Raw genomic sequence first — 12354 nt, 5'->3', positions numbered from 1 at the left:
TCAAAGCTGGCGGCGCGTCAGGCGACCCGTTCGCCGGCCCGCCAGACGCCGGCCACCAGAGGCGGCGCCCCGGCTTCGGCCCGCACGCGAACGAGATCGGCCCGAAGGCCGATCTCGATCCGGCCGCGATCGGCAAGGCCTGCGGCCCGTGCCGGATTGGTGGTGATCATGCGCACCGCATGCGGCAAATCCGTCTGCCCGCGCTCGGCCAGCAGGAATGCGGCCTGCAGCAGGCTGAACGGGACATAATCCGACGAGAGAATGTCGAGCGCATCGCGCTCCAGAAGATCGAGCGCCGAGACATTGCCGGAGTGCGAGCCGCCGCGCACGACATTCGGCGCACCCATCAACACCTGCAGGTTAGACGCCTTGGAGAGCGTCGCAGCCTCGATCGTGGTCGGGAATTCGGCGAGCGCAATGCCGAGATCGACGCTCTCGCGCACATGGGCGGCCGTCGCATCGTCATGCGAGGCCATGGGGATACCGGCTTCACGGCAACGCGTCGCGAGGGCCAGGCGGTTGCGGTCGGCATTTTCCACGGACTGGGCGATGCGCCGGGCGCTGAACGCTTCGAAATCCGTATCCGAAATCTTCTTCTTGCCCTGATAATAGATGCGGTAGGCCTCGAGGCTCACGAACTGGCGCTGCCCGGGCGCGTGATCCATGAGGGACGCCAGCCGCACCCGGTCGTTGCGCTTCATCGCATCGAACTGCTCGACCACATCGGGCATGGAGACTTCGCAGCGCAGGTGGATGAAGTGCTCGGCCCGCAGGCGGTTCGCCGCCGTCGCAGCGGAGATGGTTGCCGCCATGTCGGCCATATCCCCGGTCCCGAGATCCGTATCGCCATCCAGCCCGACCCGAAGCGCATCGAACACGGTCGTGATGCCGGCGGTGGCGATCTGCCCGTCATGCGCCTGAAGCGCCGCGGCAAGGTTCCAGCGGACCTTCGGCCGCGGCTGGATGTGGGTTTCCAGATGGTCGGTGTGCAGCTCGACGCAGCCCGGCATCAGGTAATCGCCTTGCAGGTCGGTGCCCTGCGCTGTCGTGCCCGGGGAGATGTCGGCGATCACGCCGTCGCGCACGACGACGGTACCCTCGACGATCTCGGTGGGGAGGATGATGGCGCAGTGGGTGAAGATCTGTTCGCGGGTCATGGTCTGCCGTTCCGCAGCGCCGGGCTGCAGCTTTTCAGGTGAGAGGTGAAAATGGGCGGGAGGGCCGCCTTATATGACGAGCTTGCGCAGTTGCTGGGAGAGGATGTCCATCAATGTCACGGTTGCGACGATGATAAGGAGGATAGCGGAGGCCTGCGGATAGTAGAAGCCGCGAATGCTCTCGAACAGGATCTGCCCGATGCCGCCGGCACCGATGAGGCCGAGCACGGTGGCGGAGCGGATGTTGGATTCGAGCCGGTAGAGCGAGAAGGAGATCCAGAGCGGCAGCACCTGCGGGATGACGCCGAAAATGACCTGCTGAAGACGGGAAGCGCCGGTGGTGCGGATCGCCTCGACCGGCCGCGGATCGATCGCCTCGACGGCCTCGGAGAAAAGTTTGGCCAGAATACCCGTCGTATGCACGAACAGCGCCATGACGCCGGCAAACGGCCCGAGGCCGACGGCGACGACGAAGAGCACGGCAAAAACGATCTCATGGATCGCACGGAACAGGTCCATCAGCCGGCGAACGGGGTGCAGCACCCACCAGGGCGCCATGTTGTGGGCCGAGAGAATGCCGAAGGGAATGGAGAGAAGCACGGCGAGGAAGGTGCCCCAGAGCGCGATCTGGATCGTGACGATCATCTCGCGAAGGTAGGAGGCCCATTCCTTGAAATCAGGCTTCAGGAAATCCTGGGCATAGGTCGCCATGTTACCGGCGTCCGAAAAGAGGTAGGTCCAACGCCCTATTTCGGCCGGTCCCCAGCTGGCGGCAAGCGCACCCACCAAGACGAGCGTGACGAGCCAGCCGCGCATGCCGGTCCGCGCAGGCTTTACGACCGCGGGGCTGGTCATCGGGCGGGCATGTGTTGCGCCTGTGGAGGCGATGACGTCGGTCATGGGCGTCGTCCTTGATGGATCAGGCGGTAAGATTGGGCAATGAGAAGCGATAAGGAAACCGGAACGGGCGATGCCGCCCGCTCCGGCTCTTTGCATCAACCGTTGGAAGCCGTGCCGAGTTCGGCTTCGAACTTCGCCTTCTGCTCGGTCAGCGGCTTGACCTTTTCGGCCTTGGCGTCAGCCGACAGCGAGGCGTCGGCTTCGATCTTGGCGATCGACTTCGACAGTTCCATCACACGGATCGGCAGGAGCTGCTTGTCGGTCGAGGCCTTGAACGGCGCCCATTTCAGGCCGGCGAGAACCTCCTTCTCATGTGCGACGTCGCCCGTGGAGTTGGCGGTGCCGTAGGCGAGGAAGAAGTCGCGCAGCTTGGTCTTGGCCTCTTCCGGCAGGTCCTTGCGCCAGACGATCGGGTCGGACGGGATCAGCGGCGAGCGCCAGATTTCGCGGATGTTGGCAAAGGCATCCGGCTTGTTCTGCTGGATCAGCGCCATGTTCTCGGTGTTGTTGGCCGCCGCATCGACCTGTTTCATGGCAACCGCCATGGCATTGGTCTCGTGGTTGGCGTTGGTCACCGTCTTGAAGCAATCCTTCGGATCGATGCCACGGGCGCCGAACACGAAGGTCATGGGCACGAGGTAGCCGGAGGTGGAGTTCGGATCGCCGAGGCCGAAGCTCTTGGACTTATCGCAGGTCAGCAGTTCGTCGATCGTTTGGATCGGGCTGTCCTTGGGAACGATGACGACCGACCAGTAGCCCGGATCGCCGTTCTTGGCGACGCTCTGCACGAAGACTTCGCCATCGGCGCGGTCGACGGCTTCCATGGCCGACTTGTTGCCGTACCAGGCAACCTGCACCTTGTTGAAGCGCATGCCTTCGATGATGCCGGCGTAATCGGAGGCGAAGAAGGGCTTCACATCAAGACCGGTTTTGGTCTTGAGGTCGGCCAGAAGCGGCTCCCAGGCCGTCTTCAGGTTCTGCTGGGATTCGGTCGAGATGATGCCGAAGTTGATGGTCTCGGCGGCCAGCGCCTGCTGGCTGAGGGAGGCGGCGAGCGAAAGCGCCGCAATGCTCTTGAAGATCGCGTTCATGGTGGTCTCCGGTTGGCAGTTATCGTGCGATCAGACGGTGGCGAGCGCCGTCTGACGTTTTTGAAGCTCGACGCCGGATGGCGCCATGGGGTCGGCCGGGCCGCTCGGGGCAGCATCCGGCAGGACGAGTTCTTCCGATGCCGCTCCGTAGAGTTCGGCCAGGAAATCGTTGGAAAGGGCGGTGGACGGGCCGTCATAGACGATGGCGCCGTCGCGCATGGCGATCGTGCGGCGGCAATAGCGCCGCGCATATTCGACCTGATGGAGCGATACGAGGACGGTGATGCCGTCCTCGCGGGAGATGGCGGCCAGCACGTCCATCACCCGGCGGGCGGCCGACGGATCGAGCGCCGAGATCGGCTCGTCGGCAATCAGAATGCGCGCTTCCTGCACGAGCGTGCGGGCGATGGCTGCCCGCTGCTGCTGGCCGCCCGAAAGCGTCGAGGCGCGCTGTGCGGCCACTTGCGGAATGCCGACACGGGCGAGCGCCGCCTGCGCCTTGTCCTTCTCGTGTCGGTTGAACAGGCCGAGCGTGCCCCGCCAACGCGGTATGCGGCCGAGATGGCCGATCAGCACATTGGTCAGCACGGAAAGCCGCCCGACGAGATTGAACTGCTGGAAGATCACGGCGACGCGGCCACGCGCCGCTTCCCGGTTCATCCGTCCGCCGGCCTGCGACACCGCGCCGAGGATCTCCACGCGCCCGCTATCGCCATCGCCGATTTCGAGGCCGGCGATGTGGCGGATGAGCGTGCTCTTGCCGGAACCGGACGCGCCGATCAGCGCCACCATCTCGCCCTGCTCCAGCATCAGACTGACACCGTTCAGCGCCCGCGTCTCGCCATAGCGTTTGGAAAGGTTGGTCACGGACAGCGCGATGGGGGTAATCTCGGTCATGATGGTATCCCGGACAGCGGCGCGAAAGCCGACCTCATGCCGGCTGCACGTCCAAGGACTGTGAGCGGCAAGCGATGATGGTTGCGTGACGGTTGCATGAAACTTTTGCGTCAACCGCTGACATTAGGCGCCGTAGCGCTCGACGAACGCCTCGCCCGTGAGCGTACGGAAATCCTCGAGCGCCGCGAACAGTCTGTCATGCGGCCAGTCCCACCAGGCGAGCCGCTCCATGACCTTGGCGGTTGTGCTCGAGAAGCGCTCGCGGATCAGCCGGGCCGGCACGCCGCCGACGATCGTGTAGGGCGCGACATCGTGCGACACCACGGCGCCCGCGCCGACGACGGCGCCATTGCCCACCGTCACGCCCGGCAGAACCGTCGCGCCATGACCGATCCAGACATCGTGACCGATGGTGACGCGGCGGGCCCGCCGCGCGGCAAAGAAGTCCGCCTCATCCCCGGCCCCGTCGAAATAGTCGCCGGCCCTGTAGGTAAAATGGTGCAGGCTGGCGCGGTCCATCGGGTGGTTGGTGGCGTTGAGGCGCACCATCGATGCGATGTTGACGAACTTGCCGACGGTCGCGCACCAGAGGGCGCAATCTTCCATGACATAGGAGTAGTCGTCGAGCTCGACCTCGCCGAGGCGCGATCTCTCGGCGATCTCGACATAGCGGCCAAGCCGGCAGTCGGTCACCTTCGCCGTCTCGTGGATGGTGGGATTAAATTCGGAAATCTTGGCCATCACGCAGCCTTTCGGGCGGAAAACGCGGAAACGTCGATGGTGCGGGTCGCCACGGCTTCGCGCACCGGCTGGTCGTGGAAGATGCCGAGAATGGCGGTGCCGCGTGCAAGCTTCTCGCCGATCATCGCGGTTACCACGTCCCGGTTCTCCGCATCGAGCGAGGCGGTCGGCTCATCGAGGAGGAGGACGGGATGATCGGTGATGAAGCCGCGGGCGATGTTGACGCGCTGCTTCTCGCCGCCCGAGAAGGTGGCGGGGGGAAGCCCGTGCAGAGTTTCCGGCAGGTTAAGCCGGGAGAGCATGTCGCGGGCACGCGCGGTCGCCTCCGTGCGGTCGATGCCGCGGGAAACGAGGGGTTCGGCGACGATCTCGACCGCGGAGACGCGCGGCACGGCGCGCAGGAACTGGCTGACATAGCCGATGCCGTTATGCCGAATGGCCAGAACAAGCCGCGGATCGCCTGCACCGAGATCGCGAACCTCGCCGCTTTCAGGGGCCCGCACCAGAACGGAGCCCTCATCGATGGCGTAGTTGCCATAGACCATCCGCAGGATGGACGACTTGCCGACGCCCGAGGGGCCGCCGAGAACGACGCATTCGCCGGGGAAGAGATCGAAGCGGACATTGGCGACCACAGGCAGCACGACGCCATCGCGCAGGTGCATGACGAAGGATTTGGCGACATCGCGCACGCTGAGCAGCGCGCCTTCCGACATGGCTTTGTGGGTCGGCGGGATGGAAGAGAGGGTCATCGGCGGACTCCGGCTCAGGATTTTGGGGCTCAGGATTCGGGAATGGAGGCGACGAGAAGCTGGGTATAGGCGTGGCGCGGATCGTCCAGCACCCGATCCGTCAGCCCGGCCTCGACGATATGCCCGCCCTTCATGACGATCATGCGCTGCGACAGGAGCCGCGCGACGGCCAGATCATGGGTGACGATGACGACGGCCAGCGACAGGTCGGTGACGAGGCCCCGCAGCAGATCGAGCACGCGGGCCTGCACGGAAACGTCGAGGCCACCCGTCGGCTCGTCCATGAAGATCAGCCTGGGATGGGTGACGAGGTTGCGGGCGATCTGCAGGCGCTGGCGCATGCCGCCGGAAAAGGTGATCGGCTGGTCGTCGATCCGCTCGGCGGCGATCTCCACGCGCGACAGCCAGTCGCCGGCCGTGCGGCGGATGTCGCCATAGTGGCGCTCGCCGACAGCCATCAGCCGCTCGCCGACATTGGCGCCGGCGGAAACGCGCATGCGCAGTCCGTCGGCCGGGTTCTGGTGCACGAAGCCCCAGTCGGTGCGCATCAGGAAGCGGCGTTCCGCCTCGGAAAGATGGCCGAGATCGGGAAAACGCCCGTCGCGCATCCTGTAGCGGATCTCGCCGGCCGAGCGCTCCAGCCGGCCGGAGATGCAGTTGAGCAGCGTCGTCTTGCCGGAGCCGGACTCGCCGACGATGGCGACAACCTCGCCCGGCCAGACGTCGAAGGAGACATCCGTGCAGCCGATGAAGGAGCCGTAGCGCTTTTCGAGCCCGCGGACGGAGAGGATGGGATCGGTCATCGCGTGGTCTCCTGCTCGCTCAACGCGTGTTCCCCGAGCTGCGGCAGGCCCGGACCCGTGTGGCCGTCCGCTTGCCGCGTCTCGCAATGGTCGGTGTCGGAGCAGACGAACATCCGCCCGCCCCGATCGTCGGTGACCACCTCGTCCATGTAGACGCCGGTCGCATTGCAGAGCGCGCAGGGGCGGCTGAACGTCTGGACGGTGAAGGGATGATCCTCGAAATCGAGGCTCGTGACCTGTGTGAACGGCGGCAGCGCATAGATGCGCTTCTCGCGGCCGGCGCCGAAGAGCTGCAAGGCTGGGGAGCGATCGAGCTTCGGATTGTCGAATTTCGGAATGGGCGAGGGATCCATGACATAGCGGCCCTCCACCTTCACCGGATAGGCATAGGTGGTGGCGATGTGGCCGTGCTGGGCGATGTCCTCGTAGAGCTTCACATGCACGAGGCCGTATTCTTCCAGCCCGTGCATCACCCGCGTCTCGGTCTCGCGCGGCTCGAGAAAGCGCAGCGGCTCGGGGATCGGCACCTGGAAGACGATCGTCTGGTGCGCCTGCAGCTTTTCTTCCGGAATGCGGTGGCGGGTCTGGATGATCGTCGCCTCCGCCGTCTTGGTCGTCGTCGCCACATTGGCGGTCTTGGCGAAGAAGGCGCGGATCGAGACGGCGTTGGTCGTGTCGTCGGCCCCCTGGTCGATCACCTTCAGAACGTCGTCGGGCCCGAGAATGGCGGCGGTCACCTGCACGCCGCCGGTGCCCCAGCCATAGGGCATCGGCATCTCGCGGGAGGCGAACGGCACCTGATAGCCGGGAATGGCGATGCCCTTGAGGATCGCGCGGCGGATCATGCGCTTGGTCTGTTCGTCGAGATAGGCGAAGTTATAGGCGGGCAAGGTCATTCCGCGGCCTCCTGTCGGTCCGTCCCAGCGGTCTTTTCCGCCGCGTGCTCCCGCCGCAGCATGCGCAGCAGGTCGAGTTCGGCCTGAAAATCCACGTAATGCGGCAGCTTTAGATGTTCGACGAAGCCGGTCGCCTCGACATTGTCGCAGTGGGAGAGGACGAATTCCTCGTCCTGCGCCGGTGCCGCGCGGTTCTCGTCGAACTCGTCCGCGCGCAGCGCCCGATCGACAAGGCTCATCGACATGGCCTTGCGTTCCGACTGGCCGAAGACGAGGCCGTAGCCGCGGGTGAAGCGCGGACCATCCTCGCCGCCGCCCTTGAACTGCGACACCATCTGGCACTCGGTGACACGGATCGCGCCTATATTCACGGCAAAGCCGAGTTCCGGCAGGTCGATTTCGAGATCGACGAGGCCGATGCGCACTTCGCCGACGAAGGGATGCGTGCGGCCGTAGCCGCGCTGGGTCGAATAGCCGAGCGACAGAAGGAAACCTTCGTCGCCGCGTGCCAGCGCCTGCAGCCGGAGGTCGCGGCCTGCGGGAAAACCGGTCGGGTCGCGGGTGAGGTCGCCGGGCTCGGCGTCGGAGGCGATATCCGGCTCGATCAGGCCTTCGCCGTTGAGGATGTCCGTCACGCGGGGATAGGCCGCATCTTCGGCGACGTCCCGCCTTGCGCCGGGCTCGACGGGATGATCGCCGGCCATAGCGGGGTCGATCAGGCGGTGGGTATAGTCGAAGGTCGGCCCGAGCAACTGTCCGCCGGGAATGTCCTTGTAGGTGGCCGATACGCGCCGCTCGATCCGCATCGCCGCCGTCTCCACCGGTCGCGTCGCGCCGAAGCGTGGCAGCGTCGTGCGATAGGCGCGGATGAGGAAGATCGCCTCGATCATGTCGCCGCGCGACTGGCGCACGGCCATGGCGGCAAGCTCGGGATCGTAGAGCGATCCCTCAGCCATGACCCGGTCCACCGCGAGCGAGAGCTGGCCGGCGATCTGTTCGAGCGATAGAGCGGGAACGGAGCGGTCGCCGCGGCGGCGGTCAGCCAGCAGCCGGTGCGCCTTCTCGATGGCGGCTTCCCCGCCTTTGACGGCTACATACATGGCTCAGGCCTCCTGAATGCGTGTGGTGCGGGGCAGCGCCAGCGCCTCGTCCCCTGAGACGAGGACGAGATCGAAGCCGAGCGGAAAGCCCGCACGGTTGGCGGCCATGACATCGGCAAAGCCTGCCGGCAGACCCTGCGGAACAATGTCGGTCGTGGTCTCGATGCCCGGTCCGCTGAGGGTGAGGCGTTGGCCGCCACGAAGGGCTGTGACAGGCAGGAGCAGCGTGGCCGAGCGATCCGGATATTCCGCCGTGCCCACCGCAAAGCGGCTCCAGCCGGTGCAATCGCTGCCATCCGCGAGGTGGACGAAGCGGGCGGATGGCGCATCGGTGGTTGCCGCAGCACCGGTGTGAAAGCCGACCCAGGCCTTCGCGCCTGGCATGTCCGTCTCGAAGAAGACCGGCGTGTCCGCATCGGCAAGCGCCAGAAGGATCGCGCCCGCAGCAGGCGACATCGGCGCCGGGGGTGAGGCAAGGTCCGAGAGATCGGCAACGCTGCCCGGTCGCGCGAAGGCATCCATCAAGGCGCGAAAAGCGCGCTGCGATCCGAAGACGGGTTCGGCGAAACCGCCATCGACGGTTGTGAGGCTCATCGGTCTTCTCCCCGGACCAGCGTGAAGAAGTCGACACGCGTCGCTTCCGTTTCTTCCGCGCGCTGGCGACGCGCCTCGGCGTCGAGCGCCAGCGCCGGTGCCACGACATCTATCTCGATCAAGGCCTGCCAGGCGGCGAGCTGTCCGAGCGCATCGAGATGCGCGACCATGCGGGCCTTTTCGGTGTCGCGGCCGAGAATGATCGAATGGCCGACCTCGCCGCTGTCGAGCTTCACGGTCGCCCGCGTCACGCTCGTCTCGCCCAAATTGAACGGAGCCCCGCCGCCGCCGATCCGGCCGCGCACAATCACTGCGCCGATCTCCGGCCCGCGCACGGGAATGGCCTGCGGTGCCGTCTTCACGATCGCGCCATAGCGTTCGCCAAGAAGATTGGCCGGCATGGACGCCATGGCGTCGAGGGCGCGCTTGCGGCCCGATGTCTCATATTCTCTGGTCATTTCGGATCCTATTTGTCTATTTGTATAGACAACTAATCTTGATCCGATTTATAACCTGGAAATCATGACGTCGCTATGACACGGCGGTGCGATACGGTGAGAAGGAGCTGACATTGGACGGACAGGATGACGGCATCTCACGCTGGCGGCGCGTCGCCGATGGCATCCGCGCCTCGATCATGGACGCAGTCATCACCGATCGGCTGCCTCCGGAAACCGATCTTGCGGCCGACTACGGCGTCAACCGCCATACGGTGCGCCGCGCGATCGCGGCTCTCGCGGCCGAGGGGATCGTCAGGGCGGAGCGGGGACGCGGCACCTTCGTCAATCCGGTCGAGCCGCGCATTTCCTACCCGATCGGCACGCGGGCGCGCTTTTCCGAAAACATGATGCGCCAGTCGCTGGAGCCCTCGGGCCGTCTCGTCGGATCGCAGAAGGTATCGGCCGACATGGGCATGGCGCGGCTGCTCGGTCTTGCGCTCGGAGCCCCGCTTCACCGGCTGGACCATATGGCCGTGGTGGACGGTGTGCCTTTGTCCCGCTCCACCTCGCATTTCTCAGCCGAACGCTTCCCCGGCATCATCGCTGCCTATGCGCAGGAAGGCTCGATCACCCAGGCGCTCCGCCGTTGCGGCCTTGCCGATTATCGCAGGCGCGAGACGCGGCTGACGGCGGAACGCGTTTCGCCGGGCGATGCCGATGCGCTCTCCTGCGCCGGGGATGCGATCGTGCTGGTCACCAATGCCGTGGATGTGGATCTCGAGGACCGGCCGGTGCAGGCGATCCGTACCCGCTTCCTTGCCGATCGGATGGAACTGGTCTTCGTCAATCCGGAAAGCGCCTGAGCCGAAAAAGCCTGAGCGGACGGTCTATCGTCCGGCCTTGGGCCGATCCACCGGCGCAACCATCAGGTTGATGCCCTTGGAGCGCATGCGCTCCAGATGCTCCGGCGCGATATTGTCGTCCACGATGACGAGGTCGAATTCGGTGAGCGCGGCGAAGGAATAGAGCGCCCGGCGCTCGAATTTCGTGTGGTCGGCGAGAAGAATGCGCATTGCGGCGCTGTCGAACATCGCCCGCTTGGTCTCCACCATCTCCGGCGACTGGTGGAAGGCGACGTCGTCGAGAATGGCCGACATCGACATGAAGACGGTATCGGCCCTCAGCTTCTCGATCTCGCGGATGGTCATGCGCCCCATGAAGGCGTTGCACCAGTTGTAGAACTGCCCGCCGAGCCCGAGCAGCGTCACGTCCGGCACGGCCTTCAGCTCGTTCATGAGGTTGAGCGAATTGGTGATGACCGTCAGCGGCACTTTTTCCGGCAGGTGACGGGCCATTTGCAGCACGGTCGTGCTATCGTCGAAGAAGATCGCCTGTCCCGGCTCGATGAAGGTCATCGCCGCCCGGGCGATGGCAGCTTTCTCCCGGGCCTGACGGCTCGAGCGGTAGACGTCGCTGGATTCGATAAGGCTTGTCGGGGCGGCGGTCACGATGCCGCGTGTCTTGCGGAAGAGGCCGCGGCTGACGAGTTCGTCGACGTCGCGGTGCGCCGTCATCAGGCTGATGCCGAAACGGTCGGTCAGGTCCTCGATCCGCATCGAACCTTCGGCCATCACGGCCTCGGCAATCAACTGGCGGCGCACGATCTGGCGGGCGTGGCGGCTGTCGCTGGGAAGCTCGGACATGAACTGACCGACGGTTGTCTTGTTCGTCATCCCTTGGCCTCCTCTGTTCGCCTCGCAGTACCGTGCTGCTCTGCATGCGTCCTAGCGCATAAAACCTCTAACGGAAATCCGTTCGCGAGAATGCGACCTTAAGACGTGGCGCAGGGAGGGACTGTCAAGAAAAAGAGGGCGCCGCGGGCGGCACCCTCCCTGGTGGCGAAGGCTTACTTGTCGAGGACGAAGGGTGCCGAATACTTGTCGACATTGTCCTTGGTGATGAGCAGGCAATCGAACAGCTGCTTTTCGGACTTGGCACCGGTCGCGCCCGTCTTGATGAAGCTGTCGGCCTGCTTCACGGCTTCTTCCGAGAAGACGGCAACGGGCTGGAGCACGGTGTACTGCAGTTCGCCGGCCTTGATGGCGGCGACCGCATCCGGCGAGCCGTCGAAGCCGCCGACCTTGACGTTGGCGATCTTGCCGGCTTCCTTGAGCGCGGCGATGGCACCGAGCGCCATTTCGTCATTGCCCGAGATCACGCCGTTGATATCCGGATTGGCCTGCAGCATGGACTGCATCTTGTCGTGGCCCTTGGTGCGGTCCCAGTCGGCCACTTCGGAAGCGGCCTTTTCGAGGTCCGGATACTGCGTCAGCACGGTCTCGTAGCCGTTGGAGCGGGTTGCCGCATTGTTGTCGGAGGGCGCGCCGAAGAGTTCGACATACTTGCCCTTGTCGCCGACGGCTTCCACCCACTGGGTGGCACCGAGAGCTGCACCCTGCGCATTGTTGGAAACGAGCTGTGCCTTGGCAAGGCCTTCCTGGTTGATCTCGGCATTGACGAGAATGACCGGGATGCCGGCGGCAACGGCCTTCTTCACCGCACCGACGGAGCCGTCGGCATTGGCCGGATCGAGGATGATCGCGACCGACTTGTTGGTGATCGCGGTGTCGATCAGGTTGCTTTCGGTGTTGGTGTCGCCCTTGTGCGCGCCGACGGTCGCGGTGTAGCCGAGCTTTTCGGCCGTGGCCTTGGCGACATTGCCTTCGGTCAGCCAGTAGGGGTTGGACGGATCGTTGACGATCACCGTCATCAGGCCCTCGGCATAGGCGGTGCTGGCAAACATGGTCGCGGCAGCGGCGGCCGCCATCAGCAGGCGGGTTGCGTTTTTCATCATGGTCTCTCTCCCGGTTTTGAAAATGCGGTTCGGTTGTGCCGGTCACCCGGCGGTGCTTGTCCGTGGCCGGCGCTGCCTTTCCTCGAAAGACAGGGGCCGGTGATGCGGAGAAGGTCGTGTGTCGGTCGC

14 protein-coding genes are annotated in these 12354 nt (G+C 65.1%); 1 reads left to right on the top strand and 13 read right to left on the bottom strand.

The features are described from left to right. Positions 1-17 precede the first annotated feature (17 nt). The 11 genes from C8J33_RS11335 to phnG form a co-directional block, all read right to left on the bottom strand. Positions 18-1157 (bottom strand): alpha-D-ribose 1-methylphosphonate 5-triphosphate diphosphatase, encoded by a 1140-nt coding sequence (locus C8J33_RS11335; protein ID WP_132664256.1) that lies wholly within the window; start codon positions 1155-1157, stop codon positions 18-20. 69 nt (positions 1158-1226) lie between these two features. After that, positions 1227-2057, bottom strand: coding sequence for a phosphonate ABC transporter, permease protein PhnE (phnE, locus tag C8J33_RS11330; protein WP_245507112.1), 831 nt, complete (start codon positions 2055-2057; stop codon positions 1227-1229). Between the two features lie 95 nt (positions 2058-2152). Then, a complete protein-coding gene (gene phnD / locus C8J33_RS11325) occupies positions 2153-3148 on the bottom strand; it encodes a phosphonate ABC transporter substrate-binding protein (protein WP_132664255.1) in 996 nt (331 codons plus the stop codon). A gap of 30 nt (positions 3149-3178) precedes the next feature. Beyond that, complete coding sequence (phnC, locus tag C8J33_RS11320) at positions 3179-4045, bottom strand: phosphonate ABC transporter ATP-binding protein (protein ID WP_110800393.1); 867 nt, start codon at positions 4043-4045, stop codon at positions 3179-3181. A 123-nt stretch (positions 4046-4168) separates the two neighbouring features. Then, positions 4169-4786: a DapH/DapD/GlmU-related protein gene (locus C8J33_RS11315; RefSeq protein ID WP_132664254.1), complete on the bottom strand. Its 618-nt coding sequence runs from the start codon at positions 4784-4786 to the stop codon at positions 4169-4171. Further along, a complete protein-coding gene (gene phnL, locus C8J33_RS11310; RefSeq protein ID WP_245507111.1) occupies positions 4786-5538 on the bottom strand; it encodes a phosphonate C-P lyase system protein PhnL in 753 nt (250 codons plus the stop codon). The genes C8J33_RS11315 and phnL overlap by 1 nt, the downstream gene beginning before the upstream one ends. A 29-nt stretch (positions 5539-5567) precedes the next feature. Then, positions 5568-6341, bottom strand: a complete 774-nt coding sequence (gene phnK / locus C8J33_RS11305; protein ID WP_132664253.1) for a phosphonate C-P lyase system protein PhnK — start codon at positions 6339-6341, stop codon at positions 5568-5570. Continuing rightward, the gene (locus C8J33_RS11300) at positions 6338-7237 is read right to left on the bottom strand and encodes an alpha-D-ribose 1-methylphosphonate 5-phosphate C-P-lyase PhnJ (protein ID WP_132664252.1); all 900 of its coding nucleotides are present in this window, start codon (positions 7235-7237) and stop codon (positions 6338-6340) included. The genes phnK and C8J33_RS11300 overlap by 4 nt, the downstream gene beginning before the upstream one ends. Beyond that, complete coding sequence (locus tag C8J33_RS11295) at positions 7234-8337, bottom strand: carbon-phosphorus lyase complex subunit PhnI (protein WP_132664251.1); 1104 nt, start codon at positions 8335-8337, stop codon at positions 7234-7236. Before C8J33_RS11295 ends, C8J33_RS11300 begins: the two co-directional genes overlap by 4 nt. Before the next feature lie 3 nt (positions 8338-8340). Continuing rightward, a complete protein-coding gene (gene phnH / locus C8J33_RS11290; RefSeq protein ID WP_132664250.1) occupies positions 8341-8931 on the bottom strand; it encodes a phosphonate C-P lyase system protein PhnH in 591 nt (196 codons plus the stop codon). After that, complete coding sequence (phnG, locus tag C8J33_RS11285; RefSeq protein ID WP_132664249.1) at positions 8928-9389, bottom strand: phosphonate C-P lyase system protein PhnG; 462 nt, start codon at positions 9387-9389, stop codon at positions 8928-8930. The genes phnH and phnG overlap by 4 nt, the downstream gene beginning before the upstream one ends. 113 nt (positions 9390-9502) lie before the next feature. Between phnG and phnF the strand changes: the two genes are divergently transcribed. Then, on the top strand, positions 9503-10234 hold the full coding sequence (phnF, locus tag C8J33_RS11280) for a phosphonate metabolism transcriptional regulator PhnF (RefSeq protein WP_245507110.1): 732 nt from the start codon (positions 9503-9505) through the stop codon (positions 10232-10234). 24 nt (positions 10235-10258) lie between these two features. Here phnF and C8J33_RS11275 read toward each other — a convergent pair whose 3' ends face one another. Then, positions 10259-11104: a DeoR/GlpR family DNA-binding transcription regulator gene (locus tag C8J33_RS11275; RefSeq protein WP_132664248.1), complete on the bottom strand. Its 846-nt coding sequence runs from the start codon at positions 11102-11104 to the stop codon at positions 10259-10261. Between the two features lie 173 nt (positions 11105-11277). Further along, positions 11278-12225, bottom strand: coding sequence for a D-ribose ABC transporter substrate-binding protein (locus tag C8J33_RS11270; protein ID WP_110800384.1), 948 nt, complete (start codon positions 12223-12225; stop codon positions 11278-11280). Positions 12226-12354: the final 129 nt, after the last annotated feature.

It is taken from the genome of Rhizobium sp. PP-CC-3G-465 (assembly GCF_004343445.1).
GTDB lineage: Bacteria > Pseudomonadota > Alphaproteobacteria > Rhizobiales > Rhizobiaceae > Ferranicluibacter > Ferranicluibacter rubi.
Note: the sequence above shows the minus strand (reverse complement) of the source record. Positions and strands in the feature narration are given on the sequence as shown.